General features: G+C 33.6%; 46 protein-coding genes. 8 read left to right on the top strand and 38 right to left on the bottom strand.

From position 1 onward, the window contains the following. Positions 1-111 precede the first annotated feature (111 nt). The 29 genes from H5R64_RS05360 to H5R64_RS05220 form a co-directional block, all read right to left on the bottom strand. A complete protein-coding gene (locus tag H5R64_RS05360) occupies positions 112-837 on the bottom strand; it encodes a class A sortase (protein WP_220476750.1) in 726 nt (241 codons plus the stop codon). Positions 838-847: 10 nt separating this feature from the next. Beyond that, positions 848-1,267 carry a hypothetical protein gene (locus tag H5R64_RS05355; RefSeq protein WP_182580192.1) on the bottom strand — a complete coding sequence of 140 codons (420 nt, stop codon included), beginning with the start codon at positions 1,265-1,267 and terminating at the stop codon, positions 848-850. After that, positions 1,264-1,746 carry a hypothetical protein gene (locus H5R64_RS05350; RefSeq protein ID WP_182580195.1) on the bottom strand — a complete coding sequence of 161 codons (483 nt, stop codon included), beginning with the start codon at positions 1,744-1,746 and terminating at the stop codon, positions 1,264-1,266. Before H5R64_RS05350 ends, H5R64_RS05355 begins: the two co-directional genes overlap by 4 nt. Then, a complete protein-coding gene (locus H5R64_RS05345) occupies positions 1,739-2,110 on the bottom strand; it encodes a hypothetical protein (protein WP_182580198.1) in 372 nt (123 codons plus the stop codon). The genes H5R64_RS05350 and H5R64_RS05345 overlap by 8 nt, the downstream gene beginning before the upstream one ends. A gap of 405 nt (positions 2,111-2,515) precedes the next feature. Then, positions 2,516-3,085 (bottom strand): DUF7679 family protein, encoded by a 570-nt coding sequence (locus tag H5R64_RS05340; protein WP_182580199.1) that lies wholly within the window; start codon positions 3,083-3,085, stop codon positions 2,516-2,518. A gap of 201 nt (positions 3,086-3,286) precedes the next feature. Next, positions 3,287-4,297: a hypothetical protein gene (locus tag H5R64_RS05335; RefSeq protein ID WP_182580201.1), complete on the bottom strand. Its 1,011-nt coding sequence runs from the start codon at positions 4,295-4,297 to the stop codon at positions 3,287-3,289. 17 nt (positions 4,298-4,314) lie between these two features. Continuing rightward, positions 4,315-4,833: a thioredoxin family protein gene (locus H5R64_RS05330; RefSeq protein ID WP_182580203.1), complete on the bottom strand. Its 519-nt coding sequence runs from the start codon at positions 4,831-4,833 to the stop codon at positions 4,315-4,317. A gap of 5 nt (positions 4,834-4,838) precedes the next feature. Next, positions 4,839-5,483, bottom strand: a complete 645-nt coding sequence (locus tag H5R64_RS05325) for a hypothetical protein (protein ID WP_182580204.1) — start codon at positions 5,481-5,483, stop codon at positions 4,839-4,841. A 22-nt stretch (positions 5,484-5,505) separates the two neighbouring features. Further along, positions 5,506-5,811 carry a hypothetical protein gene (locus H5R64_RS05320; RefSeq protein WP_182580206.1) on the bottom strand — a complete coding sequence of 102 codons (306 nt, stop codon included), beginning with the start codon at positions 5,809-5,811 and terminating at the stop codon, positions 5,506-5,508. Between the two features lie 99 nt (positions 5,812-5,910). Then, the gene (locus tag H5R64_RS05315) at positions 5,911-6,474 is read right to left on the bottom strand and encodes a hypothetical protein (protein ID WP_182580208.1); all 564 of its coding nucleotides are present in this window, start codon (positions 6,472-6,474) and stop codon (positions 5,911-5,913) included. Between the two features lie 50 nt (positions 6,475-6,524). Beyond that, positions 6,525-6,698 carry a hypothetical protein gene (locus H5R64_RS05310; protein ID WP_182580210.1) on the bottom strand — a complete coding sequence of 58 codons (174 nt, stop codon included), beginning with the start codon at positions 6,696-6,698 and terminating at the stop codon, positions 6,525-6,527. Beyond that, a complete protein-coding gene (locus H5R64_RS05305; protein ID WP_182580212.1) occupies positions 6,691-7,047 on the bottom strand; it encodes a hypothetical protein in 357 nt (118 codons plus the stop codon). The genes H5R64_RS05310 and H5R64_RS05305 overlap by 8 nt, the downstream gene beginning before the upstream one ends. A gap of 16 nt (positions 7,048-7,063) precedes the next feature. Continuing rightward, positions 7,064-7,270, bottom strand: coding sequence for a hypothetical protein (locus H5R64_RS05300; RefSeq protein WP_182580214.1), 207 nt, complete (start codon positions 7,268-7,270; stop codon positions 7,064-7,066). A gap of 189 nt (positions 7,271-7,459) precedes the next feature. Next, a complete protein-coding gene (locus H5R64_RS05295) occupies positions 7,460-7,696 on the bottom strand; it encodes a hypothetical protein (RefSeq protein ID WP_182580216.1) in 237 nt (78 codons plus the stop codon). Between the two features lie 5 nt (positions 7,697-7,701). Further along, entirely contained in the window at positions 7,702-8,112 is a 411-nt protein-coding gene (locus tag H5R64_RS05290; RefSeq protein ID WP_182580218.1) for a hypothetical protein, read from the bottom strand. 3 nt (positions 8,113-8,115) lie between these two features. Next, positions 8,116-8,922 carry a hypothetical protein gene (locus H5R64_RS05285; RefSeq protein ID WP_182580220.1) on the bottom strand — a complete coding sequence of 269 codons (807 nt, stop codon included), beginning with the start codon at positions 8,920-8,922 and terminating at the stop codon, positions 8,116-8,118. A gap of 76 nt (positions 8,923-8,998) precedes the next feature. Then, complete coding sequence (locus tag H5R64_RS05280; protein ID WP_182580222.1) at positions 8,999-9,325, bottom strand: YopX family protein; 327 nt, start codon at positions 9,323-9,325, stop codon at positions 8,999-9,001. A gap of 24 nt (positions 9,326-9,349) precedes the next feature. After that, positions 9,350-9,565, bottom strand: coding sequence for a hypothetical protein (locus tag H5R64_RS05275; protein ID WP_182580224.1), 216 nt, complete (start codon positions 9,563-9,565; stop codon positions 9,350-9,352). A gap of 12 nt (positions 9,566-9,577) precedes the next feature. Beyond that, positions 9,578-9,985 carry a hypothetical protein gene (locus H5R64_RS05270; protein WP_182580226.1) on the bottom strand — a complete coding sequence of 136 codons (408 nt, stop codon included), beginning with the start codon at positions 9,983-9,985 and terminating at the stop codon, positions 9,578-9,580. A gap of 2 nt (positions 9,986-9,987) precedes the next feature. Then, entirely contained in the window at positions 9,988-11,175 is a 1,188-nt protein-coding gene (locus tag H5R64_RS05265) for a hypothetical protein (protein ID WP_182580228.1), read from the bottom strand. Further along, positions 11,150-11,500: a hypothetical protein gene (locus H5R64_RS05260; protein ID WP_182580230.1), complete on the bottom strand. Its 351-nt coding sequence runs from the start codon at positions 11,498-11,500 to the stop codon at positions 11,150-11,152. The genes H5R64_RS05265 and H5R64_RS05260 overlap by 26 nt, the downstream gene beginning before the upstream one ends. A gap of 2 nt (positions 11,501-11,502) precedes the next feature. Next, positions 11,503-11,754 (bottom strand): hypothetical protein, encoded by a 252-nt coding sequence (locus H5R64_RS05255; protein ID WP_182580232.1) that lies wholly within the window; start codon positions 11,752-11,754, stop codon positions 11,503-11,505. A gap of 114 nt (positions 11,755-11,868) precedes the next feature. Further along, entirely contained in the window at positions 11,869-12,123 is a 255-nt protein-coding gene (locus H5R64_RS05250) for a hypothetical protein (RefSeq protein WP_182580233.1), read from the bottom strand. Beyond that, complete coding sequence (locus H5R64_RS05245) at positions 12,120-13,511, bottom strand: DnaD domain protein (protein WP_182580235.1); 1,392 nt, start codon at positions 13,509-13,511, stop codon at positions 12,120-12,122. Before H5R64_RS05245 ends, H5R64_RS05250 begins: the two co-directional genes overlap by 4 nt. Before the next feature lie 88 nt (positions 13,512-13,599). Beyond that, positions 13,600-13,893 carry a hypothetical protein gene (locus H5R64_RS05240; protein WP_182580236.1) on the bottom strand — a complete coding sequence of 98 codons (294 nt, stop codon included), beginning with the start codon at positions 13,891-13,893 and terminating at the stop codon, positions 13,600-13,602. Positions 13,894-13,936: 43 nt separating this feature from the next. Then, positions 13,937-14,269, bottom strand: coding sequence for a hypothetical protein (locus tag H5R64_RS05235; protein ID WP_182580238.1), 333 nt, complete (start codon positions 14,267-14,269; stop codon positions 13,937-13,939). A gap of 13 nt (positions 14,270-14,282) precedes the next feature. Next, positions 14,283-14,546: a hypothetical protein gene (locus tag H5R64_RS05230; protein ID WP_182580240.1), complete on the bottom strand. Its 264-nt coding sequence runs from the start codon at positions 14,544-14,546 to the stop codon at positions 14,283-14,285. Between the two features lie 37 nt (positions 14,547-14,583). Further along, positions 14,584-14,919, bottom strand: a complete 336-nt coding sequence (locus tag H5R64_RS05225; RefSeq protein WP_182580242.1) for a DUF771 domain-containing protein — start codon at positions 14,917-14,919, stop codon at positions 14,584-14,586. Next, positions 14,920-15,075, bottom strand: coding sequence for a hypothetical protein (locus H5R64_RS05220; protein ID WP_182580244.1), 156 nt, complete (start codon positions 15,073-15,075; stop codon positions 14,920-14,922). A gap of 118 nt (positions 15,076-15,193) precedes the next feature. Here H5R64_RS05220 and H5R64_RS05215 point away from each other — a divergent pair, with 118 nt between their 5' ends. Continuing rightward, the gene (locus H5R64_RS05215) at positions 15,194-15,376 is read left to right on the top strand and encodes an Arc family DNA-binding protein (RefSeq protein WP_182580245.1); all 183 of its coding nucleotides are present in this window, start codon (positions 15,194-15,196) and stop codon (positions 15,374-15,376) included. Here H5R64_RS05215 and H5R64_RS05210 read toward each other — a convergent pair. Together H5R64_RS05210 and H5R64_RS05205 are read right to left on the bottom strand one after the other, a co-directional pair. After that, positions 15,312-15,512: a toxin-antitoxin system HicB family antitoxin gene (locus H5R64_RS05210; protein WP_182580247.1), complete on the bottom strand. Its 201-nt coding sequence runs from the start codon at positions 15,510-15,512 to the stop codon at positions 15,312-15,314. The genes H5R64_RS05215 and H5R64_RS05210 overlap by 65 nt on opposite strands. Positions 15,513-15,575: 63 nt before the next feature. After that, positions 15,576-15,791, bottom strand: a complete 216-nt coding sequence (locus tag H5R64_RS05205) for a helix-turn-helix domain-containing protein (protein ID WP_182580249.1) — start codon at positions 15,789-15,791, stop codon at positions 15,576-15,578. Positions 15,792-15,931: 140 nt separating this feature from the next. Between H5R64_RS05205 and H5R64_RS05200 the strand changes: the two genes are divergently transcribed. The 7 genes from H5R64_RS05200 (at position 15,932) to H5R64_RS05170 (ending at position 20,259) form a co-directional block, all read left to right on the top strand. Then, positions 15,932-16,321: a helix-turn-helix domain-containing protein gene (locus tag H5R64_RS05200; RefSeq protein WP_182580251.1), complete on the top strand. Its 390-nt coding sequence runs from the start codon at positions 15,932-15,934 to the stop codon at positions 16,319-16,321. Between the two features lie 15 nt (positions 16,322-16,336). Beyond that, the gene (locus H5R64_RS05195; RefSeq protein WP_182580253.1) at positions 16,337-16,816 is read left to right on the top strand and encodes an ImmA/IrrE family metallo-endopeptidase; all 480 of its coding nucleotides are present in this window, start codon (positions 16,337-16,339) and stop codon (positions 16,814-16,816) included. Between the two features lie 31 nt (positions 16,817-16,847). After that, positions 16,848-17,960, top strand: coding sequence for a site-specific integrase (locus tag H5R64_RS05190; protein WP_182580255.1), 1,113 nt, complete (start codon positions 16,848-16,850; stop codon positions 17,958-17,960). 90 nt (positions 17,961-18,050) lie between these two features. Then, positions 18,051-18,515: a hypothetical protein gene (locus H5R64_RS05185; RefSeq protein WP_182580257.1), complete on the top strand. Its 465-nt coding sequence runs from the start codon at positions 18,051-18,053 to the stop codon at positions 18,513-18,515. Beyond that, complete coding sequence (locus H5R64_RS05180) at positions 18,499-18,903, top strand: hypothetical protein (protein WP_182580259.1); 405 nt, start codon at positions 18,499-18,501, stop codon at positions 18,901-18,903. The genes H5R64_RS05185 and H5R64_RS05180 overlap by 17 nt, the downstream gene beginning before the upstream one ends. Before the next feature lie 17 nt (positions 18,904-18,920). Continuing rightward, positions 18,921-19,286, top strand: coding sequence for a PX domain-containing protein (locus tag H5R64_RS05175; protein ID WP_182580261.1), 366 nt, complete (start codon positions 18,921-18,923; stop codon positions 19,284-19,286). A gap of 787 nt (positions 19,287-20,073) precedes the next feature. Further along, the gene (locus tag H5R64_RS05170; RefSeq protein WP_182580263.1) at positions 20,074-20,259 is read left to right on the top strand and encodes a hypothetical protein; all 186 of its coding nucleotides are present in this window, start codon (positions 20,074-20,076) and stop codon (positions 20,257-20,259) included. A 19-nt stretch (positions 20,260-20,278) separates the two neighbouring features. On the opposite strand, the gene H5R64_RS05165 is transcribed toward H5R64_RS05170, so the two are convergent. The 7 genes from H5R64_RS05165 to H5R64_RS05135 form a co-directional block, all read right to left on the bottom strand. After that, positions 20,279-21,097: a Fic family protein gene (locus H5R64_RS05165; protein ID WP_182580264.1), complete on the bottom strand. Its 819-nt coding sequence runs from the start codon at positions 21,095-21,097 to the stop codon at positions 20,279-20,281. A gap of 24 nt (positions 21,098-21,121) precedes the next feature. Beyond that, a complete protein-coding gene (locus tag H5R64_RS05160; RefSeq protein ID WP_182580266.1) occupies positions 21,122-21,958 on the bottom strand; it encodes a Fic family protein in 837 nt (278 codons plus the stop codon). Positions 21,959-21,971: 13 nt separating this feature from the next. Continuing rightward, positions 21,972-22,130, bottom strand: coding sequence for a hypothetical protein (locus H5R64_RS05155; protein ID WP_182580268.1), 159 nt, complete (start codon positions 22,128-22,130; stop codon positions 21,972-21,974). Between the two features lie 283 nt (positions 22,131-22,413). Beyond that, positions 22,414-23,064 carry a hypothetical protein gene (locus tag H5R64_RS05150; protein ID WP_182580270.1) on the bottom strand — a complete coding sequence of 217 codons (651 nt, stop codon included), beginning with the start codon at positions 23,062-23,064 and terminating at the stop codon, positions 22,414-22,416. A 71-nt stretch (positions 23,065-23,135) separates the two neighbouring features. After that, entirely contained in the window at positions 23,136-24,371 is a 1,236-nt protein-coding gene (locus tag H5R64_RS05145) for a ParM/StbA family protein (protein WP_182580272.1), read from the bottom strand. Positions 24,372-24,420: 49 nt separating this feature from the next. Continuing rightward, complete coding sequence (locus tag H5R64_RS05140) at positions 24,421-24,810, bottom strand: hypothetical protein (protein ID WP_182580274.1); 390 nt, start codon at positions 24,808-24,810, stop codon at positions 24,421-24,423. Positions 24,811-25,228: 418 nt separating this feature from the next. After that, complete coding sequence (locus H5R64_RS05135) at positions 25,229-26,230, bottom strand: hypothetical protein (protein WP_182580276.1); 1,002 nt, start codon at positions 26,228-26,230, stop codon at positions 25,229-25,231. Positions 26,231-26,653 lie beyond the last annotated feature (423 nt).

Below are 26,653 nucleotides of genomic sequence, written 5' to 3'. Positions count from 1 at the left end.
TTTCTCCTTTTAGTCATTTTATTATCCTCTCTTTCTATATTTCCATCATATCATCTTTATTGTTCTTGCATAATTGTCATATTGAATCTTGATTTAATTGATCTTTAGCCTCTATTGATTAAACTTTTGACTCAAAGTTTCTCTCACGTTCTGAGGAGTCTTCTGATATTTTCTGGAGTTTATATATTTACCCCGAACAGCTAAACGATTAGCTCCAGTTGCATCACAAGTAATTAAAGTGATTTGTCTTTTCTTAGTGTTTTTGACTAAATCAACTCGATATTTGGAAACAAACTTCTTAGAGGTAATTTTATAAGTATAGACATTCTTCATATCGGTTAAATAAATCTTTTGACCAACTTTTGCTCGATAGTATAAAGGGCTAAATAAAACCTTAGGGCCTAAATTACTCATGTTATGACCAGCTAATGCATAGTTACCCTTCCCCATCTCCATATTATTTCTAAAAGTTCCTGCTGCAAATGCCAAATTAGTATTATTAATACCCTTAGCAATTGGTAAATTAATACCATCATCAGGAATACATATTTGACCAACAATTGGAATATTTTTAGCATTAACCCTTGCTCTTGCAATCTGAGCAAGAGTTAATTTTTTTACCGAAGCATAATCATTCTTACCATTGTTTTTATTTGCATTTTGAATAGTAGAACGATTAATAATTGGTTGGTAAGAACGAACAAGATAATTAGTGATTGGCTTATTAAAAACTAAGAAGATTGCAACTAATGATAGAAAAATATAAGTAGTAATCCTAACCCATTTTTGTTTCCAAACTCTCTTCCATTTTGGATCTTCAGTTGTATTTAAAATCAAAATTACTCACCTACTTAAGAATTACTCGTCCGTGACGATCTCGCAGTTTTAGGACAAATGCAGGATGTAGTTTATCGTCTGGTTTTAACGGTGGGTAATCATGCCGTAAAGTACTCTCGGAAAAATCTAATAGTCCAGAGATTTGATTGTTATTTAAGCCAAAATTTTTGTAATAAGTTACTACCAACCTAACAGCATCTCGTTGTGATAAACTCCGGTAAGTTTTTTTAGTAATCCCAAGTATTTCTCTTACCTTGGCAAGTTGTTTTCGCTCTTTAAAGATTAACTGACCTGAGACTTCTAAAGATCCATCATCAACATAATTTCCTGGTGAAGTTTCATCGCCAACATGTTGGTACCATAACGAATCAATATCATCTAATTTATGCAGAGCTTCATAAAATCCATCGATCTTATTTATATTTTTCATAAAAGTCCCTTTCCATTTTTAGACAACTTTTTGAATAATTCTTGATTATCTTGTTTAACCAAATTAGCTAGTGCAGCATAAATATCATTTTGAGCATTCCCCACATGATACATTGAATCTAACTTCTCGTAGCTTCGCATATCACGACGAATCATACTTTGGTTAGTATCCATTAACAAGTAGAAAATCATATTAAGTAAGTCTCGATTACCATGTTCCAATCTAATTACTTCTTTATTCCGATCAGAAACTTTTTTATTAATTAACTGCTTCTTAAAATCAGAGTACATTAGTTTAGGATCATCACTCCATTTCTGAATCAGGATTGATAGATAGTCGCCTAAAAGTTGATTAACTAATGCTGCCTTGCTTTTTATTGTTTGATTAAATAGAAAAGAATTTTGACTTAAAAAATTATATAACTGATTAACCTTTTCACCATTACCTTGAGTTAATTTTATTGTTGAACGTTCACTCATTATCTCCACTCTCCTCGTTATTTAATATTTGCTTAACATCACTCGAAAATTTTTCAGCTTCTTTATTAAAGTCGTCATCCAATCCTGCCTGTTCATAAAGCAAAGATTTTATTTGATTAAGCGACAAAGAATTAGCCACTAAAAGCTCTTTAACGTCATTTAGGAAATCCGCAAGCCGATGATTTTGATCAATCATGTTTGGTAACAATTCTGAGACCCTTTGTTCATGTAAATATGATTGAATAATGTTTTGAATGAGTTCCTTTTTTGAAATTTTCTCTGACTTTGCCATGCGTTGTAAATCAAGGTTTTCATCTTCATCTAATTCAATATGTGTTGATACTTTTTTGCTCTTATTTGCCAAAATAATTAACTCCTATCTGTAACATTTTAATAAATAAAAGTAATGGTAAAGGGAAAAAGAGGAAGACTTTGTAAACCAATATTTGATTGAAATATGGATAGTTTTCCCTCCATTTTTTCTTGACATACAAAGCCCCTAAAACAATATAAAGAATCAAAATTATAAATGTAATGAAGATACCAAACGCTATAAAAAAACTCTTACTCATCATATTTTCCTCCTGTCATATTTAATATTGATGAATGGGCATAAGGGGAAACTGTCATCGGCAAGCCGACGACCCGCCAACGGCGGGGTTTCCCAAGGACCCTAAATTCTATCGGCTGTCGCCTATTTGTACAAACTTGTCCCGCTTTGTCCTTTACTTGTGTTCTTCTTTGTCCTGAAATGTTTGCATTTGTCCCATTACCTTATCACTGTATTTGAAACACAATAAATCAAATAATAGACAAAGAAGGTTACACAAAGAGGTAGAAGAAAATCAACAACAAAACTAACAAAACCAGGGACCATTAATTCATGAATAGACTGACGAATTCTTTCCTGATTTTCTTGGTCATAATCATGTTTCAAGTAACCAAATAATTCAGAACTATTGGCAAAACCAAATCGACGATTTGGTTGCTTAAATTGGCTTCTGGTAATTTTATTTGGCTTCTTAGCATGATAATTTCTTAAACTTAATTTGCAAATAATGCCACAATCAATTTTTACTTTTCCGTTCTTCTTATACTTTGAAATAGGAATATTTATTAATGCACCAACTAATCGTTTTTCATTCAGTTCAAACGTTGAGGTATGCATTGCTTTTTGTAAATCTTTTGGTAATTGAAACCACTTCTTTTTACCATTTGTTAACCTAACTTGTACCCAATAATAGGTACGTTTTTCGGTTGCTTTTGCAACTTTCAATTCATACAAGGCCCGATCTCTAAAGGAAAGTTTTCTTATATCAATTTGCGATTTACCATCCATTCATATCTCCCCCTATAGCCATTAATGAATAATCGTTTTTATCATGAAACATAAACAAAAAAGAAAGAAAATAATTAAAACCGAACCAATTACTATAAATAAATCTTCCAAAAGAATTACAGGTACTCGCTTCATTCTCTCTTTCTTTTTCTCTAATTCTCTAAAATTTTCCTGTCTGATTATCAAAACTAATTTTCTCCTTTAGTCATTATCAAATTGATAATGGCCACTCCGAATATCACGAATCTGTTTTTGATAAAGTTTGATTTGTTCTTGCTTCTTTTCGTTATCCTTATTCAGTCGAGTGATCTCATTTTCTTGTTCTTGGAAATCACTTTGATAATCTTGAATCTTACTACTATCAGTTTCTTTGTTAGTGGAATATTGACCTTGTTTGTTAATCTGATCGATAGCAACTTGATCGGCTTTGGCCTGCTTAATACCAGAATCAATACTTGAATTATTTTGTTTAATTTTCTTCTTTAACTGAGCAATCTGTGTCTCAATATTTTCAATCATGTAATCAGACTGGCTCCGTTTTGCTAGCTTATTATTAACAAATTTTTCGTCTTCATTGATAATAAAATTGAAATAATTTGGACCAGCACCGTTGGCCTTAGCTGAAGATGATTTACTACTTGCTGTACTCATTGAATCTTCATCATCAGTATCATCACCGGTATCAATTGATGAAGCTTTTGTACTAGCTTGAGTGTTAATTACTCTAAGTTGAATAGCACGATAACCAGGCTTTAAATCATTTAAAAGCAGTACATAATCATTATTAGTCAAAGCAATTTTTTGAACTGGAATTTTCTTTTTTCCATAAGCCTGAGCTTTAAATTTTACATTATCAGGATCCAATGGCTTTGAGTCAGTACTGCTTGCATGCATTTTTACAACCATGAAATCTTTTTTAGAGTTATATTCACGAGAAGTAATTGCCATTGCTGCTTGACTATTTTGTCCTAAAGTTTGTGGTTCATTTAGTCTAGTACTATCAAACCTTGAATGCATTGGTGCAGAAATTCGAGCATCAACAAAAATAAATGTCATAACAAAAAGAAAGGCTGCTACAATGAGCAACTTTGACTTTAATAAGTTTTCTTGATGCCAAGAACTAAATGGCTTAACAATGTGATAACGAATCCAATTAAACAAAAGTGAAAGGTATTTCCATAGCCATTTAATGAATTGTATTAATAGGTTCATTTGACGATCTCCTTGGTCTATTTAACAAAAGGAATAGCTTGTAAATTACGATAAATTGCTTTAACTTGCGTCTTATTATTTCCAGCATATTGATAAGATGGCACCCCATTTTCATTCTTAATAACTTGAGGCTGCCCGTTCTTTAGAATCATAAAAGTTGGTGTTTGTGTAACGTTATATTTATCAAATAATTTCTGATCATCTTTGTTCTGATATTCTACAAACATTACCTTATGTTGCTTTGAGGAGTCACCAGTGACGTTCTTTAACATTGCATCTAATTCTCCTTGCTTGGAACTTTTATTTGCTACAAAAGCTACCTTATGGCAGTCAGGACAGGTCTTAGAATAAAACATTACCACCACCGGTTCATTAGAAGCCATCATAGCTTGTTGCTGACTTGTTGAAGTCCGATGTAGGTGTGTTACATGAATCCAACCCCAAAGAGCTAATATGAGCACGAAAATGGCAATTGAGCTATTAATAATTAGTTTCTTTTGATGAATGCGTTCTGGATCATACTTTGAATTATTCATTAATTTTATTCCCCCTTAGCACTTAGATATGCCTTTATAGATTCTAATAATCGTTTCAATGTAATCGCCTTTAATCGCACTGCACTGTTCCCTAATTGAATATCACAAAAATTTCTTGAATCTTCTTTAATGGCAAGGACACAATTATCTATTGTCGTTAATGAACTATTAAATGCATTAAGCACTATAAAATACGTAGGGCCATCTTGAATAACTCCTAACGAAAATGAATCTTTAGTTTCTGGTGACGCATTTAGCAATATCACCGTTTTTTCAAGAAATGTTTTCATTGGTAACAGTGTTGAAGATGGATCATCAGAGCCTTTTATATAACGATGTAACTCCATATCCATTTGTCCTATCCATTCTGAATAAGTCTTTAAGAATCTAATAATGACTTGATTAATTTCTTTCTCATCAATTGGTCCATGACCAAAGTTTACTTTTTTCGTTCTATAAAAATCTAAATCTGTAAACCTATCAAGATTCATGCGTTCTTCTAGGCCAGGTTCATTTTCCTTACCAGTCAAGTTATTTAATTGTGCTTGTAAAATATAAAGATGATTTGTTAAGCCATCAAGATAAGTTAATAACTCATCCTGACTTTGGATTATGGATTCCTTTTCTGCTTTAGTATTTTTATTAAACATTTTTCTATTTTCTCCTTCCTATTCAATTGTCTTTTTGACTCTGACTCTGTACTAGTTTCCAAGTAGCCTGCCATAATATAGCCATAAATAGAGCTATGCAAAAGAGCAATAATGACTGGTAAGCTGCAGGTACAATCATTACTGAAAAGCAAAAAGAAATTGTTCCTAACCAAAAGAGAATACCAATTACCCTTCTCCAACTCAGAATGAATTTACTAATAAATTGCTTATTATCTTTAGCTACTCGTATCTCTTTATCTATTACACCGAGAGTATTTATGTATCTCGTTTCTGCAATGACCATTAATATAAAACCAACAATCCACATATATAGTTATTCCTCACTTATTTTTAAATAACTTTATTTCAATTATTTTGTTCATATTTAACAACATATTCTGTCATCCTGCTAATCCACCTTTCTTACTTAAAGACTCAACAGTGGCTTACAATGATTAGCATCAAAATTATTCAATAGAGAAGTTTCATCTGGAAAATATTTTCTTGATTCATTAGGCTCTTCAATCCACCTATCAAATGCTGCAACTCTGTATCTGGTTTCCACAGACTCAATTGGATAAAAAACAGCTGTATAACCCGTTAAACATTCTTCGGAATAGTGAGTAGTTGCTAATGTTGTATAGGGTACAAAAAGCACCGGTTCATAAAGAGATTCATTGTTAAAGCACTTTCCTACCCATTTATATGTTTTTATAAGTAGATTTGCATTTAACCGAACTTTTAATATTTTGGTTTTCTCCTTGTATTTGATTTTCGTACCTGAAGCGTTAGTCATATCTAAATAGTCAAGTTTCTTACCATTTTTAAATGGAATTAATATCTTGCAATCCTTTAAGTTCGGGCACAGAAGAGATTTATTAGTAAATTGTGCTTCGGTTATTTCCTCTTTTTTTAGTTTTGCTAAACTCAACCTTGGAAATAGCTCATCTTCTAATTTCTTTAATTGTTTCATATATTTTTCTTCAATCATTTTTACTCTCCCTATTTACCATCTTTCATTACTATTTGTTTATTGACTTTTTATCCTTTCCAGAGGTCTGAATTACTACGAATATCAATCTCTTGGTCCCCCACACCAACAATTAGTTCTAAATCAGCTTTTCGGTACCAATCTATGAATTGTCGTGGCGAAATCATCATGGTATTTACAGATGGCTTTCCTGCCCTGATCCCGTGTAAGTATTCCTCATTCATTTTTCTCACCTTCATTCGAAATACTATCTTTTTTGTTAATAACTATAAATATTATTGCTAAGACTACTTCCACGACAGCAGCTAATACGAAAGATAGCAAAAAGATAAGTAAAAAATCACTCACAATTGGAAACCCACTTTTGTCCATTACAACCATTGGAACATTAGCCATACGTTTTACCTCGCTAACATTCACCAAACTTGTTGTTAGTATCGCAATCATTGCTGAACCTATGGCAACAATGAAAAATTCAATAGGCGTGACCCTATCATCACTATGTTGTGCACCCGCCCAACCGAGAATACTGAATAAAAATAAAAATGAAAAAAACATACTTAAAAAGAACATTACTTACTTCCTCCCACTACCACCAAAACTTATTACGTTTCTTATTTATTACGATACTGAAGGGTATAGGATCACCTGTCGATCCTGTTTTTATGTGTCCTTTCTTTACGCGTACCATAACCGTTCCACTTTTAGCTAACGATACATGAATATCCTCTTTGGTATAAGGAGGTTCGACATCAGTATGAATTTTAATTCGCTTATTTTTAATTCTTAATTTCACTGTTTCTCCCTCTTTCCAGTAACTTTAAGTCGGTAATTTTAATATCAGGTTTAGTTATCATCGTTCCTTGGTAACCTGCTACATGGTCACTTAGCGTACAGATACCATATATGCGATCCAGAAAGAGAATGTACCAGCTTTGCCCCTGATATTCGACCAACTTGTCCTTCCATAGCAACAATTGCTTTATCAATTTCCATCACTTGCTAAGTCCTCCGGAACACTAATAATGACACCATTGTTGCTACGTTTAACCTCAACATTTTTTTCACAGAACTTTAATAAGCTTCCTGTTGGAATATTGTTCATAATTCCAACAGATTTAATCATTGCATATGCCAAGCAAACAGCCTGAATACTGCTACAATCACTGCAATCATCTTGCATTTTCTGCAGAACATTAAATAATCTTTTTTGGTTATCCATCTAAATCACCCCGCTACCGTAACTTGAGGAATCCAGATAATTGAGGTTGCTTTATCAAGCGCCACAGATTCGGGAATTTCAAACCCATATCCGGCTACTCCATCAACATACTGTGTGATGAAATTAACCATAACCGGTTCAAAGTATGGATAATCTCCTACTAGATATAACTGACTAAAGTCATGATTTAGTAATTTACTGAAATCATTCTTTCTTGATTGAGCCGGGCCCGGCAAAGGCTGCCAATAGCCGGATACGATTGAATCATAAACTTTTGGAAAACTTACAGCAGGCTCATGAACTACTAGATGCCCCTCTTTATCTCGTGTATAAGTTGTCTGATGGTACTTCTCCATTAACAAAACATCACGGGACAATGTTCTGAATGGTACTGGTTTGTTGGTTAAATTTGACATTATTTACTTCTCCTCTTTGATTATTCTTCTGTTACAATGTTTAGCCTTGAAATCTTTAACTGTCTCAATAACAGCTTTATCCCAGTCAATAGCAACCTGTGGATCCTTCTGCATTTTTTCAATCTCGTCTAACGTATATTGACCAATGAAATCACTCGTATTTTCAGGCATACCAACCAGAACTACATATTCTTCAGGTGATGCCTTGACTATTTCATAATCCTTAATTGCTTCAATTTCATGCTCAATCAAGAACGTATATATGGCTTGTAAATCCTTTACAGTGAAAACGCTAGCTCTCTCTTTTGTGGTTGTAGTAAAAAGACTATCTTTCCCATTACTATCAATATATCTAGCAATAGCAGTCTTAGTATCGCCACCAAAAGTTTTTAGATACCCAGGTTCAATGACTTTATCTTTCAAAAAGTATTTTTGAGAATCGTCATTAGAAACAAAAAGCTTAGTAGTTTCACTATTATTAACAGGATTGTCTGAGGCACTTGCCTTTTTCTTAAAACGCATCTCATAAGGCGTGTTCAGAAATGCACTAGTTACTGTTAAAACTTTAAATAGCGTTTGAGTATCTGCAGAATCTAAATACAAAGCACCAAATAATTCATCACAATTACCAAAATGAACTTGACTCATATCTTTGGCTTCCTTATCAAACTTGATGAAGCTTCCGTGATTAATGCCCCTTTCTAGTAAATCCACTGACATCTCGGCCGTCCAATGCTTACGCACCTTGAATTTCATATAATCATAAATAACAAGCCCCTCTACGTATTGCTTATATTCTCTATAATTCATCCTCATTAGCTCCTTAAATTCTTTCCTCTGCTGGGGTATTAACTACTTTCCCAATAATTACAAGTACTTTCTGTAACTAGTGAAAAACATTGCCGATTATCTTCAGGTCTTTAGCCGAATACTGATAAACCGGAACAAACTTACCATGATCGAAGTAAACTGGTCTCTCGTCACTGCTTAACCCTTTAATCTGTACAATATCGCCTTCATAGATTGGTTTACCAACGCAATCATGAACTCCGGTATATTGCATCAGTTCATGACTCTTACGAGCTCCTACCCAATTTTCAATATCGTCAGATGGTTCAAAGTCAAAGATCGTAGAAGTATCACCATCTACCCGATTGGAATAAGAAAAATCTGTCTGTAACCGATCAAATTTTCTAAATTTAATAACCTTCAAATTAAATCCCCCTCATTTATTTTTTTAAGGATTAGTCAGTGGTTGACAAAAGCCAATTATCATAACAACAAATGTAAGAATACCAACTAAGATAATCAAAAATTTAACTACTTGGTAACCCAAAATATTCTTGCGTTCATCATCAGCCGAGGTTTCTTCACTGCCCCAATTTCCTTTAATTTGCTTTTCTAAATCTCTGTGTCGTTGAACTTCCCTACTTGGTCGTGAATGAATAATCATTGGTTTGCCCTCCTATGTTTTACGATGCCCAATGACACTACCATTGTTTTCAGCTAAGTGAAGCTCAGCTAATTTAATAATTTCGGCATCAGTCACTCGTCCAGGAAGTCGCTTAATTAAAGCAACCATCTTTAACGGCATACCATTGTCCTGACGAAGAGAGTTAAAATAATTTCCTATGCTTTTTTCTGAAATACCAGCCAAATGATGATAGATCCTTGGTTCTACGCTAACTACTCGAATTAATCCTTTAGGATCACTGCAGACTGCTAAAAAACTTTGTCGATCTTGCTTGCTTTTCGCTCGCTTGGTGATCTCCATTGCTTGGTAGAAATCTGGTTGCTTACTCTTTTCGAGGAAGAAGAATAAATCATGTTCTTCCAAGCCATCTGCATTCACAAATTTACCTTTGACAAACATTCTTACCCTCTTTTCCTTAGCTCATCAAAGTTACCCTTAACAACGTTTCCTGAGCCAACTTTCACTTTCTTTCCTACTTCAGCACGAAGCTGCTTTGATTTATTTTCTAGCAAGTCCGCCACATCTAATAACCCAGCTTGGCTCAACTCTTCGTGAGATAAAAGCTGAACATCAGAAGATAACTCCTGAACATCCAATTGGTGGTTAATTGCCTGTTTCCACTGTGAAGTGATGGAAACCACTTTTTGGTATGACTTTCGATGAGTTTCATGTTGATCCCTCTTGGAAACCATTTGCTCATTCATTGAGTTAATCTGCTTAGCTAACGCTTCATTTTGTTTTTGAAGCTTGTCAATTAGCCGTTCATATTCAGCAACATCATCTTCATTAGGGGCATTGCTAATTGCTGTCTTCAGCTCCTCAATCTGCTTTTCCTTAGCAGCTAACTTACTCCGACTTTGTTGTACTTCATCGGCTAATTCGTCATAGTCATCAGGTGGAACAATTACTGCTTCAGGCTGGCTTTTATGCTCTTCCTCCAGCTTCAATTCCAGGTGATGCCGTTGACTATTAGCATCATCTAATTGAGTAGCTAAATCGGCTCGTTGCCCTTCAGAATTAGCTAATTGATTGCTTAATCGCTGGTTTTCGGCTTGTAGTAACTTAATTTTTTCGTCTTGATCTTGCTGTGTCTTTCGGTTCTTGGAGATATCGTTCAGCATTTTTTGCCAAATTGGACTCTCACGAACTTCTTCACTGGTGTGTAGCAAAATCTCTTCTTTTTCTGGTTCAAGATTACCTGTCCCAATTTTTTCTTGGACCTTTTGCGGCAAACTCATGAAATTCTCTAGCATAAGCTCTTCATCAGGAGCATTTTTCGCTTTAATTCTGAAGTAGCCGTTAGCTACATTGATAGCCCGGTAAGCCGCTGAACGAGACAAATTATGAGCATTGACCCATTTTTCAAAAGTGATTCCATCACGGACTCCCGGTCGTTTAACTAAGTCACGAACCTGACGTAATAACGCCCCAAACTTAATTACAAAATCACGTTCATAGTCTCCCCATTGTGCTTCGATTTTCAGGAAATCATTGCGATCCTGAGCAGATAAGCGGTTGTAAAAATTATCAAGTGGTTCTGAAAGTTCTTTATGTTCAGTATTATCAACTGGTACTTGATTCTTCTTCATTTCGATCCCCCCTCGTATCGTCCAAATAAGTCAAACAGTGTTTCTGCATAAATTTCTGCCAAGCTTTGTTCCCTCGTCGACTAAGTTTCTTGGGCCGTAACTGACTATCAGGAGCTTTATTAAACCGTGGTATCCAGTCATAGTTAAATCGTTCAACAATCACGATCGACTGCCACCTTGGACCGTATAGCGTCTGTCCTTCGTACTTCCAAGTTGTTCCTGGAGCCATTCGCTGAAAGGTACTTGCCGACGGAATGATTAAGTAATACGGCTTCTGGTTCACATGCTTAGCGTGAACAAAATAGAATCTAACTACTGGTACCATCTCTATTGCGCTCCTCGGCTACTATTTGTCGCAAAGAAAGCATCTAACTTAGACCAGATAAAATTCTGTAAGTCGGCTTCTGGTAAGCCACCATCAAACTCACATTGTGCTAATTTGCTTGCTTTAACCGGAACAAACAAAAATGGTTTGCCATAGTTAAAAGATAACCGGCCAATGTAAATATATTGGTCATCAGCAGAAACAATTAATTTATCGTTTTTCTTGAGAGCTTTAACTAGTTCGTTGGTTGTCATTATGCTGTTCCTAATTCCTTTCAACCTTGTGTCTAACTGAAAAAAGCCCACAACAGATATATCCGACCAAAAATGATAGAGAGATGATCGCATATAAGCCTAGCCACATCATTTTTATTCACTCTCCTTCTCAAAAATATCCAGCCATTCATCTTTAACCGGCAAAATAAACGTGCAGTCATTGCCGTAAATTTTGATTTCCCGATGCTCGCCTTGCCCATTAGCACTCAAGATAATCGCTTGATGATCAGTTAGCGGTTGAACAATCGTGAAATTGTCACGTTTAATATCAAAGTGATTCTCCTTAGCTAATCTCTTTGCAGCGGCAATAAGATTGCTATTAGCTTGATTTAAATCAATATCTTTCATGATGTACTTCCTCCAACTAATTTTTGGGTTTTGCGTTCTTCTAGCCGTTTATGAAGTGCTGCTAATTCCTCAGGACTCGATTTTTTGAACTCGGTTGGTCTCTGGTCATTTAGCCAGTCAGGCCTTGGCTCAAGTACTTTCCGCTTCTTATGCTGTTTTACTGGCTTAGTTACGCCCTGGGTTAAACAACGATTCAAAATTGAGTTTAGGAACCCCCAGGATGGTCGATCATATCGGGTCTCCCGTTTAGCAACATTAATCCCGTATAAGACAACCTCTTTGCCTAATTTATGAGCATAAAAGGCTAATTGTGTCCGATCAGCAGGGGTTAGTTTTATGCCAACTTCAACTGCTTTGGCGTAACAAGCTTGGCTTAGCGGATCAAGTTCATCTTCATCTTTGCTAGATGGGTTCTTGGTACCGCCATTAGGCAATGCTGAACCATCTTTGCTAGACGGTTCAGTAACAGTTGGCACTGTTGGCTTATTTTTACCAGTTCTTTGCGAAGACTGATTAAGATTGTCTTTGTCTGCAGTATCCGCTTGCGTGGCAGTCTTCACGTTATTTTGCCGATAATTGCTAAATACCTTTGCTAGGTAGGAGCCAGCACTGCTTGCTTGCTTCACTTTCCATTTAGCGTAATTAAAGGCGTGCAGAACAACGTCAAGTCCAAATTCAAATACCCATTGACTTATTTGCTTTTCAACGAACTCCGAAGGCTTACCCCAGGTATCGTTCCAGAGGTTATATGCTTTAGAGATGCCTTCGGGATCATCAAGAGAATGTTCCGATTGATTCTTTGCAAGAATTTTTTCGTCGGTTAGCGATGCTTTGCTAGCATACTTACTACTACTTACTGAGTAATTAGTGCTATGAGTAATTAGTAGTGGGACGTTTACCAACATTGGAAAACGTGACATAGGTTTTTGGTAAATTAAGCCTATGTTTGAAAACGTGACATAGGTTTTTGAATCAAAATAAGCCAATGTTACAAAATCAAACATAGGTTTTTGAACCCATAACCAGTAATTATTAACTTGATTTTTCTTAGATAACTTTCTTTGCTTTTTTGCTTTAACAGAGTTATCGCCAAGATTTCCGGTATCATCTAATATCCAGTCACCTGATGTTAACTGTCCTTTCTCATTACGTACTCGGTTACGTTTTAGATAGCCAAATTTTTCAAGCTGATTTAATGCTTTTCGCAGTTTGGTTCTTCCAGAAGCCGAGCGTCCAACAATATCAATTTCATTAAATGACCAATCATCAGGTAGGTGCCATAAAAGTTGAAAAGTTCCCATGGCTTCCAATTCTAATCTTCGATCATCATAAGGAATATTACTTACGGTTGAATAACCTTGATGTTTTCGATGCTTAATTTTTGGCATAAGTCACACCTGAAATCTCTTTTAGCGTTTCGTTTACTTCAATTGGTAAGCGGAGCGTTGCTTTATTTCTCTTGTTCATATCAACTACCTACAATTTCTCCGCTAGCGATAATAAAAGCTTCTTGGATTTACTTGGACTATATCCAGCAGCGATTAAAGTTGAATAAATTATTGCAACGACTGGCAATGGCTTTTTTTCAGCCTTGGTTAGGGTGTAAATAGATTTCATGATATTTAGCAATGGCAAATTACGATCGGAATTGACGGTGTATTTACCACTACTTTTTTCAGAAGCTATAAATAGATATCCATCAAAATCTGATTCAGAAATCATATTTTCAAATTCAAGCAACGCTTTTTCGTTTTTTTTAGTAAGTGCCATTTACTTTTCCTCTCTTCTTAAATTCTTGGCTGAATCCTCTTCACTACATTGTCTTAATTAACTGCCTTAAAATTTTCTTGATTTTGTCATTGGGTAAATCGGTAGCGGTAATGGCCGCCTTAATCAGTGAAGCTTCCAATATTTCTGAAGGATCAACACCGTCTACCGGTGGAATAAGACTTAAACTAGTTAAACGTTCGTTTCTAGTCACCGCTAACAACGCACCCATAACCTGCTCTACGTTCAAGAATCCTTTAACCTGTATTACAACATCTGAAAGATCTCTTTCTGTCAGAAGAAAGGTTGTGTGAAAACCTGCTTCATCTAATATTTGTCCTACCTTACCCATCGTTTCTTCTTTAGTTAATTTACTCATTTTGTTTTCCTCCTTAAATTTTTGACTTAATCTCTTTTAATGGATAGTTAGCAACTAAATGACTTGCTAACCAAATAATCAGTTCGTTGGTTGAGAAGAATGATTTGCATAAGCTTTTAATGTATTCCTCGTGCCATTTACCAGCAGGATAGACATAAGCCCAATACAAACAGTCGATTCGACTAGGATTAGCGTCTAGTTCAATCAGCCAACCATTCTCCTGATAGCTTTTTAAAATACTACTGGCTTGTTCTAACGTTAATTTCTCTGTAGTCATAGAAATCATTCCTTTCTCTTTAGAAGTGCTGGTATTATCATCGCTTAGTGAAATCGAATGCTGTTTCATGACGGTCGAGCCATTCACAGAATTCACGAGCCTTAAAATGCCACGGGCTATTCTTAGCTGGTCCTTTTTGGACAACGCCTTCTTGCTTCAAACGTTCAATTTCATTGCTGTATCTTGGATTAGCTAAGATATTATCTAAAATCCATTGGCGATTAACACCAAGTTTCGCCATGATATCTTTAATCGACCACATTTTTCCAAGAAGAGCTTGTGATTCCAATTCACTCAGGGTTGCTTTAGAGATTAAAACAACTTCTTCTGGAAACTGAACCTTAATTCCATTAGGTAATTGCATTTCTTGCATTTAGGTCACCTCATTTCGTTTCTTATCAAAATAACTAGATAAAATTTGAATCATAAGAGCATTTTTAGTTAATCCTTTTTTATCTGCTAAATCGGTTAATTTCTTATCTAAAGTAATCGGCATCCGAATTCCTGTATTCTTTCTTGGTGTTATCATAGTGTTATCACTCCTTAAAATTAACTATAAAGTGTTATCACTTTGTTGTCAACTTGCTATTTTGTTAGCACTTTATTGCTAGAATGTTGGCAGTAAGTTAATACTTGGGGTGATATAAATGGCATCTAAATTGCCAATGTTTGGACTAAGAGTGCCTGTTGATTTGATGAATAAGCTTAAATATATAGCTTCTTACAATGGACGCTCAGCTAACAAAGAAATTGAACAGTTAATTATCAAACATGTTGAATCTTTTGAGAATCATCATGGAACCATTGATACTGAGAAACATAATGATTAAATAATGAAACTGTAAAAGCATTAATACTGATGCCTTGACGCTTTGCTTCTACTTCAATCTGTTTATAAAGATTAGGTGGTAAGCGAAGCGTTGTTTGTTTACGCTGTTTTCTATTAGGTAATTGCATTTCTTGCATTTAGGTCACCCCTTAGTGTCAAAATATATTTGCTAAATTCGCCTGTTTAGAAAACTAAACAAATCATTCAAAAAAATAATGAGATATTTCTTCTAAATTGATCCCTAATACTGTAGCAATGTTAACCATATCTTTTTGTGTAAAATCAACTTTACTATTTAGTTTATCGCTTAAAGATCCCCTATCCATTCCTATTCTTGATGCTAAAGCTTTTATTGTGTATCGTTGCTCCTTCATTCTTTTTCGCAATCGAACATAATGAAATTTAGTAATAACCAAAATATCACCTCACTTGCATTGTTTAGTTGTTTAGTTTACTCAACATTAAAACTTTTGAGTAGTTTTGTCAACATTTTTTGTAGGGAAAGATCCACAAAAAAAGAAAATGTGATAAACTAGTACCAAGGAGTGAGTAATTAATGGCTACCTTTCAATCAAGACTCAATCAAGCCCTAAAAGATTCCGGACTTTCTCAATCAGAATTAGGCAGACGTTCTCATATCGATCGTTCGGTGATTAGTGGATATATTCATGGTAAATACGCAGCAAAGCAAACCAATTTATATAATCTAGCAAAAGTTCTTAATGTTGATGAAGGATGGCTAATGGGTGTTAGCTCAAAAAAAGAGCGACAACATAAGGCAACTTCTGATGAAATTGGCTCTATGAAATTTGATGACTTAAGTGATGAAGATTTAGACACTCTTATCAATCGTATGCGTTCCTTTGAAGGACATGATATTTCAGAAGCACAAAGGGCTGCATTAAGAGCCTCCATGAAAGGCATACTAAAAGGCATGGATAATTAATAAGGCGGTAATTATATGTACAACACTCAAATGAATGATGTAGTTGATTGGTTACTTAAACTCTGTAAGAATCTTAATATAAAAGTTACGTTATCCCCTTCATGGCTTAGCAATTGGCCTTCTCGTTCCCTTGCTAGTCTTAGGCTCATTTATTACAATCCAAATTGGAATCCACGTTACGAACTGCCAATATCGCTTGCCCATGAAATGGGTCATGTAATTACTGAATCACCGGATTACAATCAACTTAATTCTGAAGTATTTAATCTTAAGGTTGAAGATGCTGCTGATGTAATTGCTATTCAGTTAATACTAAAGTATATTAATCTTCATGATTTACATTTTGAAACGGAAACACAATTGGCTGAAACATTTGCTATTCCTTATTACATGCTTCATGACTTAGACTTAGTGGTGAAGCATCAAGAACAATTAAAACTACTAACTAACTCGACCGAGTTCTCTAATGAAGGTCTTTTTTCTTTGAGCATGTAATCGAACATACGTTTATTAAGGAGGCTATACTATGTCAATCAAACAATTAAAATCGGGTAAATGGCAGGTAACAGTTACCTGGTATGACAGCTCAAAAAAAAGGCACTTCAAACGTAAGTCATTCCGTCTAAAGACAGAGGCCTTACAATATGAAGCGCAAATGCAAATTGATAAATCTAAGAATATGTTATCAACCCGGGGAAATGAACCATTCCCTGATTACTTTTGGAAATGGTTTGAAACCTATAAAGAAGCTAATGTTTCTGATCGTACTTATAATACATATTTAAATGCTTACCATAATCTAAAGAAATACTTGGATGGTGTACCCATAGCCCAGATGGATCGTCGTTTATACCGTAAATTTATTGCGGATTTTGGTAAATCTCATGCTAAATCAACTGTTAGGAAATACAACACCTTGTATCATGCTTGTATTAAGGATGCAATCTATGATGGTGACGTTAAAAGAGATTTTATCAGGAATACTGATATTGTTTATGACGCATCACGTACAAAGCACATTGAATACCTAAATATTAAAGAAATGCAGCACTTAACTGATTACTTAGAGAATTCATTGAATCCACGTTATACGTCTAAGTACATGATTATAACTGCATTATTTACCGGTGCTCGTCTTGGGGAAATTCAAGGCTTGAAATGGAAAGATATAGACTTTACTCATCATACTATCACGATTAATCGTGCCTGGTTAGAAACTAAAAATATTTTCAAATCAACTAAAAACGAGTCCTCAAAAAGAATCATCCGAGTTAATGAAAAGCTTTTAGAAATTTTAAACCAACTAAAAAAAGAGAATACTCAACCCGAAGATCAAGTATTCCTTCAACAATTTAATACCATTCCCTCATCATCAGCAGTTAATAAAGTTTTACGTAAGGTATTAAAAGAATTAAATATTGAGAAAAAAGGATTCCACTTTCATAGCTTACGCCATACTCATGTAGCATTCTTACTCGCCCATCATATCGATCTATATATTATTGCTAAACGGCTCGGCCACGCTGATATAACAACCACTAGTAAGGTCTATTCATACTTAATCGACGAGTATCGAGTTCGTTCTGATGATGAAATTGAAAAAATCCTAAATAACGTTGATTCAGAATCTAAGCTATAATCTAAACACTGATCATATTGGGATAATAAGAAATTAGAATTTTTTGCTATAATCAAGATTAGATAATTTTAGCGAATAGAGGTGTCAGAAGTGGTCAGTAAAAAATGGACTAACTTAGCAAAAGAATTTCAAATGATGGGTAATGTTTCGTATGATGATTACATTAAATATTTAAAGAGTCTAAATCAAAAAGAATTAGATGAACATCTGCTGAACCTGGAAGTAAAGTATGACAAACGATCAAAAATAGCCACTAGTTTCTTTATTGTTTTAATAATTTCAGCGATAGGTGGTATTATTTCTTCTTATGTAAGCTTTGCTAAATCAGTTATAAAGGTATTTGAACCATCGTCTACATACAAGGCACATATCCTATTGAATGGTAGTTTTTGTTTTATCTTCTTAATTGTTTTGGTCCTTTTAATCTTTGTTTTATTTATATTCTCTTCACTATCGAACAATAAAAAGAAACTTTTAATGACTAAAAAGTATATTGATACCCAAAAAAATAATAAGAAGAAAGGGAAAAAAATAAACAATGAAAGAATTCTTTAAAAAAACAAGAGAACTATCTTGGGAATACATCGTATTTTCAATTTATCTCGTTTGCTCTATTATATTTTGTAGTCTTCTTAATTCATATAACAAAAAGCTCACTGGAAAGAACCCGTTAGAAGTAATGTTATATGATAATGGTTCTTCTTGGAATTACTTAATCTGGGCTTTCGTACTAATTATTGCTGGTTGTGTTATATTAAGTGTCTTTTGGAAATTTAGAAACAAAGTTAGCAATACAGAATCAGTACTAACATTATTAGGATTAATGATCCTTACAGCAGTAATTATCATCATGTTGATCTATTTTATTCAAAATCCTATTTTAAGGGCTGTTGCTATCTTATTCTTAGGTGGTAGTAGTTTTATGGCAGCATTAAACGACTAAGATTCAGAGGTAATGTAATGAATAACATTCAGTTAAATCGACTAATTAATGAAACTAATACCAAAATCAAACACTATTATGAACACTATTCTTCTGCCATTAACTTATGGGTTACCAAGTCTGTAATTGATCCGCACTATATTATCTGTGTAGAACTTGTTCATGATTTTGGTGGTGCAATTACTTCTTTTGAAATTTTATCTAGAAATACTAATGAACTAGAATCCAAAGAGTTTTTAAAGATTATTAATCAACTTCATCAGTCATGGCCACATATGCCAATTCTTTTTCATGATTTTCCAAAAAAGGTAATTAATAGCTTGCGAGACAAGTTTGGCAGCTTCATCATTAGAGATGATGTTGTAATTAATAAGAACTACTAACTAATACATAACAACCAACAATTGTAAATCACATATTTGTATGATACTATAATTACGTATTAAGTATTGATTGACAGGGAGCATCACCGATGTTCCCTGTTTTTTGTACTATCAATAGTTCTTAATTACTAGGCTAAAATTATTAATTTAATGTAATTCACAATTACTAAAAAACATATTGTGTTATACAGCATAATATGTTTTAGCATAATTTATATATTATATAACATATTATAAAATGATAAATTAATTACCATTCTACAGAATACATTCATATTGCATTATATAATGTAACGTAGAAATATATATTCAATTCATATTATGTTATATAACTTATTTTAAATTCAATTAATCTTGATTTATATTATTTAATGTAATTTGACTTTACATAAATCGAGTTTAGCTTTGATAATATGTTATTTAACATATTTAAATAATATATAATTTAAAATCATTACAGGAACTTCATATTAATTAATGTATTCTGTAAAGCAAATATGGTTATTTTATGTTAATTAAAACAATCTAGTAATCAGTTTTTATTTGAACCACAACAGAATATGTTGTCATTACGATTATTATAAACTGATAGATATTAACATGATTGAACTGAATCATAAGGTCTAAACAAATTGAAATCACAAGTAAATTAGAAATCATGCTTATCTTTATTATTACTATTTTAATGCCTTCTTATTTATTGATTGTTTTATAAAGTTTATGAGTTAGTAAACACGTAAATAAGATTACTAACGAAAGGAATAGCCCAGAACTGGGAAAACTGCTAATGGAATACCTAGATATTATTATTAAGCATCCAAATGCTAACCCAGCTCCAAATCCAAATAATGATATTGTTAGTTCCAGTTCTTTTATTGAAGGAACTGGAAGACAAGTAATAATTAGAATAAGTCCAGTTATCATAAATGAAAAACTGCCTGAAAACAATAGTGATAGTATAATCTGCAATTGATAATCCTGCTCCTTCCTAACTAGTGATGTATTCCTCGAGAATGATTAAATAATGAGTTGTCTAAATCAGAGTAATCAGCTTTCTGTGTTTTAACTTTTTTATCCCTGAACAAGGGTTTTGTTTTAACATTTTTTAATGATTTTGCCTTTTCAATACTTTTATTATAATTAAGCTCATTAAACCCAGGTAAAAATGAATTCATTCGCTTCAAGTATTCATTTTCTTTATCGGGAGTTTTTGCATCATAATACCGCATTAGGTTAATCGAAAATTCAGCTTTATCTAAATCATTAAATGGTAATACTAAATAATGTTCATCGGACCATATATCTAATGCAGCATTAGCAGCAATTAACGCAGTACGTTTATTGCCGTCCTGAAAAGGCTGTAATTTTGATAATTGTGCAAATACTCTTAATCCATCAAATCTAGTTTGCTTAGAATTTTTGAAATTATCCACAATCTTTTTAAGATCTTCACGGGTAACAATTCCCTTAGGAATATATGCTTTTTGACTATGCTCATCTACTGTAATAGCAATATTATCATCTGTATTATAAAGAGTATTTCTTAAATGCCCAGGTAGTATTGGGTCTTCTTCCTCGCTATTAACAAATGCCTTATTTACAGCAATAATTCCATCTTCATTAAAGCCAATTTCTTTAATTGCATCTATTCCCGCAACTGCATCCTTAAATATATTACTATCTTCCGTACCTTGTTTTAGATATTGGACGTTGCCTGTATCTAAGGCTTTTTTTGTTTGAGCGATAGAACTACCGTACCCATTAAGGCTCCCAATAGATGCAACTAAGTGGGCTAATCTGGTATTGTCCATTAGCTTACCTCCTTGCCCTGTTTCTTAATGAGACTTTCCGAAACCATGATTTAAGAAATTATCAGGGAGTTCCTGTCCTTTTGCCTGCCTCTTTGGTTTAGGTAGCCTTTCAAAATTAGGTCCATAAACTTGTTGTACAGCACTTGTATATTCATCCATAGACTGACCAAAAGTACCAATCAGGTACCCCGGTTGCCGCTTATATTCGTTAAGTCCTCTAATATAAAACAATCTATTTTCATCGCGGATAATAAACGGCATGAGTCGATTACGACATCGCTCTTTGAATAACAAAATTCTCCCTACACGACCGTTTCCATCGCTAAAAGGGTGAATTGTTTCAAATTGATAATGAAATTTAGCATAATCTTCCATTTTTAAATGCTTTGAGGATTCCCAAGTATCAATAAGTCTTTGAAGATCCTGTTTAACATTATCTGCAGTTGAGGTCTCTGTATCACCAACTCGATCATTACGAATAATATTATCAATCTTCTTAAATCCACCAACAACCTTTAATGGGTTATCTTCATCAGAGGTACCCTTTTTTAAGATTCCCTGTAGTTTAGCAATATAGTCTAACGTCAATGGCTCATCAACCGTATTCAACATATAGTTAAATAGTTTAAAATGATTTTCCGTCTCAATTTGATCATCTTTGCGAATGATTTGATCCTTTTCAGCTAAAAAAGCATTCTCATGGTAAATTTGATCGGTCTGCGCTTCTGTAATCGTTGAACCTTCCATATGGTTACTATTATAAGAAAATTGCACCTGTGACCAATCATAAAGAGTTGATGAGGTTCTGGAATCTCTTTCTAACTGTAATGCATAAGCAATATTAAGCCTGTTAGAATCCATATAAATCTCCTTTTTACATTGTTCTATACTTCTTTGCTAGATAATAAATATTTTTCCAAAATTCAGCATCAGATTTTTCTTTAGTAGCATCAACTTTTTTCTTAATCACTTCAAGTGAAACTTTGGTAATGATACTTTTTGCATTTTCTAAAAGTAAATCTTCTTTTTCCATAACAAACCACCTTGAATAATTTAGTGACCAATTATTTTTGGCTTAGTAGTGAATTTATATTAAATAATATAAATTACCAATGCAATACTATTTAATTTATATAACATAAATCATTAGTAATAAGTGGAGTAATTATATTTATCTTATATTATATAAAGTATTTACTCGTTCATCCGACATTTACAATATATTAAATAATACAAGATACGTATATATACATTTGCTTTAATTTATTTAATATAATTTGTATTAAATAAATTGTTGCTAACATATATTATTTAATTTAATTATTATTAAAAAAGCTTTTATCGTGAAGAATTGATAAGTCGATCTTGTCTTCATCGTTGTCTGATTTTTCTGAGTTTACTTTTTCAGATCCTAATGATTTTTCATTACCTTCTTCTTGCGTTGATTCGGATTGTCGCTCTACTTCTTCATCGCTCAAAGGAACATCATCGTCATCCTTTTCTGGAATGTTTGCAGTTGAAAGTTCATTTAAGCATTTATTTCTTCTACCGCTGAGCCACGCTAGCTTTAGGGGTAAATCACTAGTACCATATTGAGCTATTAAGTCAGTGATCAATAAACCAATTGAGCTGCTTAGATTACTTTGGGATTCAATCCACTCCAAGACCGGCCCTTCATTGTAGAGTGCGCTTGATCGTTGTTGCTTTTCTGTTGTTTGAACCTTTGAATAGCTTTCCTGAGTACCAATATTAGTTTTGTCTTTTAATTTTTTATCTGTAGTGGCATAACTTTCAGCGATAGCTAATGGATAATCCTTAATTCCGTATTCTTCAATTTTTAAGATAATCCCATTATTAATGGATACTCCAGCATTATCTTGATTGTTAAACCATTCATCCATGACTTTATTTTTAGGTAAGTAGAGTGATCTTGATCTAGTTTTTATAGTTTTTCTTTTCTTTGCCATTTTATTACTCCTAACAACAATAGGTTATCTCTATTATTGTAGCAGATAACCTATTGTTCTTATATATTAAGCTAGTTTAAGGCTTTCTGAACGATAGAAAGTCCGCCAAGATTCATTACCTGAGCATAGGGCTTTGGAATCCAAATAACTGGTACTTCAGCACCACCCTTAAATAATTTTAGCTTATTACTTAAATCATCTAACAGTGAAGTATCAGCAAGTGAAATTGAACCGCCCCCATATACAAATACTAGGTTTAATTGCGAACCAATTTGCCGAACAACCGAAGAGGTCTGTTTAACAATTTGTTCATTAAATGAAATAGCGTTATCCGTAATTGCTTGCTTAACAACCTCTTTATTATTACTAAAGAAGTCATCCGTATCAGAGCTCAAATATTCTTGGATTTGAGAAATGTTTTCAAAATTAAGGTTTTTCGTTTGTAGATATAATCTTGCCTTCTCTAAAACATTATCAAATCCTTGCATCAGCGAAGTAGAAACGTTTAGGTTAGTAGTTCCATTAACAATAGCTGTCCATTCAGTAGTTCCTCCACCAATATCAATTCCAAGTGAGTTTTGAATCAACTTTTCCAGAATTTCTGGGGTTAATGAGTTAGCTACCTTTGGATAGCGCTTTTTAAGTTGATTAATAATCATTTGACCTAATTGCTTATTGATACTATTGCTAATCATTAATTGAGCCATTTCACCTTCTAGTCCAACATACACGTGATTAAATTTAATCTGCACAACAATAGGATCCTTAAAGTTATGGAAAGTAACCACGTGAGTAGCATTCAGATACCGATCACGGTATTTATCAATTTTACCTGGTTGTTTTCCTTCTAAAATCGGTAAAGCAGTAGTCATATTGACATTAACTTTTAATGGATCGTTTAATCCTTCACCCTTTTTATAAGCTTTTTTTACCCGGTTACCAGCAATTAGACTCAGGGTCAATAAGGCCGTCAAATCAACATCAGACTTCCCTGATAAGTCGTTTAAATCGAATGAAGTTAGGTGAAGACCACTAGCAGCAGCATTACTTCCTACAAGGAAACGCCGATTTTCACTAACTGCATTACTTGAAATTGAAACGTCCATATGATTAAGGAAGTCATTCATATATTTTCCTTTATCTTCTTCATTCTCAAATGAGATTGGAGCAGTAGAGTCCTGTGGTCCCTTAAAAGCAATAACAGATGGCATCTTGAAGGGTTCACCATCAAGGTAAGTCTTCATACTGTCATTTCCTGCATCATTTGAAAAATGCAAAATTTCATTAGCGCTATAATCCTCTGTCATTATAATTACCTCTTTTTTTAAATTAAATATTATCAGTTATATTCTTTAACTATGAGAAATTTAAATAAATGTACTTTTCGTCATCAGATACCTCAAAATGCATGTTTGAATATTTTTGATTCAAAGCATTTACAAGGGTCTTAAGCAAAAAACGAATTACGCTATGATCCCAATCAGACAGCTCCTTAATATAATAATTTAAGTTTTCCTGATTAATATAAATTCTCTTGGCGATATCTGACCAAGGAACTATAAAACCAATATTATTGTCAAGATATGATTTCTTCTGAAGATCAGAAAGAAAGTCACGCAATGAGGATTTGGTGAAAAAGAGAAACTTTGTTTTAGTGTTATCATCAAAATTCATCACTGCATTAAAGATTTCTTTTCTTTCTTTATTAAGATAATTCTTATTAAAATCAAGCTCATTCGAATACATTAAATTACCCTCTTTCTAGTACTTTCAATAGATATTTAGCACAAGTAACATCAACGCCCAAGAAATACCAACGATAAAAGTATATAGAAAAACGTAAAAAATGAAGTCAATGAAAGTATTAAGTATTGATTGAATCATCAGAATCGCTCCTTTTTATATATATATTATATTAATTAATTTAATTTACAATTATATTCTAACATCTAATTTTACTTTGTCAATGTATCTTATATTATTTAATGCATTTTACATATAGAGAATTATAAAAATGGTGCTGACTGAAAACTATCATCGCCCAACCCTAACATTCAGCAAATAAAAAAGCACTGAACTAAGTCAGTGCCATAAAATATGGATATTTTAATAAAAAGAAAGCAATCTTCTTCAAATTATCTTGGTGAGAAAACTGCTACTTTTATTAACTCCAGTAGTCATCTGGTTTATTGTTAGGATCAATCCACGTGAATGATAACTCAACGGCATCTTGCTTTTTGGTTAATCGAATAGCATTAATACCCATTTCATCTAGTTTTGATTGAGTTAACTGCTCATATGGTTTTAATTGAAAAATATTACGATGAATCCACTGTCCCAAAATGGTTTGTTTACCAGTTGATTCAATAGCTTTCCCACTTGATTGATTGATATAAGCCTCTATTTCATCACCAGATGGAACAAATCGTAGTTTAAAAGTCCTATCTTCCTTGCTCTCAACACACTTCTTTGTTCCATTCTTAAATATCGGTTTATCTGTAAAGAAGTCAGGATATGCCTGGTGAAATTCCCAAGCATTAGGTATTCTTAGCTCAAGTTCGTCACTCGGACGATATACCACCTTTTGAATCTCAGCTAGTAAGTCACTATTGCCTAAAGACTTAACGTAATCAATCAAATTTTGTCTAATAGCAATCATCTCAGGCTTATCTGCATCTTTACTCCAATTAGGTAGCAGTAGCGAATTAAGTTTATCGCCTAACTCCATCAATTGCTCATCAGACAAAGCCTTAGCATACTTCTCTTTAATGCGTTGAATTCTACGTTCACGAGCATTATTCTTACGTGCCAGTTTAGGCTGTCCCATAAACGCATTAAATCCAGAATAAGGTTCTACTTTCAGAACCCATGAATGAGAAATAGTCTTCTCCACAGTTTCAGAACCCATATTCTCAAAGAACGCAAAAGCATCGTCAACGTAATGAACTGGCCAAGTTTCCAAAGAAATATCCTTATTATGGAATTTCATAAACAACTGGCTATCAGTAGCAGACCATTTATACTCATGAATTCCATCAGTAAACACAAAGTTCTGAGGTTTCTTAACGGTGGTACACTTCAACCCATGAATATTATCAACGTTAATAGAGCTATAGCTAATTTCACCAACTGAAATCTCAGGAGTTTCATTCTTGGAGGATGGCATTAATTAGCATACAACACTCTGAGCTTGCCGGTTTGCTCAAAACCTAGCTCAATTCCACCGACACCAGCAAAAAATGCATCTGCAGTGAACTTAGCAGAACTTACAGAATCTGTCATAATAATTCCTCTTTTCAATTTTAAGATAACTAAAGGTTAACACACTTTACAAAAAAAAGCTGCCCAAATCTTTTTAATTAAAATTAAAATATGAAAAGTATTTGTTTTATAACACTTTAGTGCACATTGTGCACTTTTCTGATATTATAAGTGCACATTAAGTGCACCATTAATGTGTCAACTTAGTATAACATAGTACAATCAATTATAATAAAAAAGCTCCCCGAACATTGATTTATCAACATTCAGGGAGATAAAGTCCTTAACTGAGAACCAGAATCAAATAGGCATTAAACGGAGAAGGAGG

This window comes from Limosilactobacillus fastidiosus (genome assembly GCF_014145505.1).
GTDB lineage: Bacteria > Bacillota > Bacilli > Lactobacillales > Lactobacillaceae > Limosilactobacillus > Limosilactobacillus fastidiosus.
This window is presented reverse-complemented; position numbering and strand designations above follow the sequence as displayed.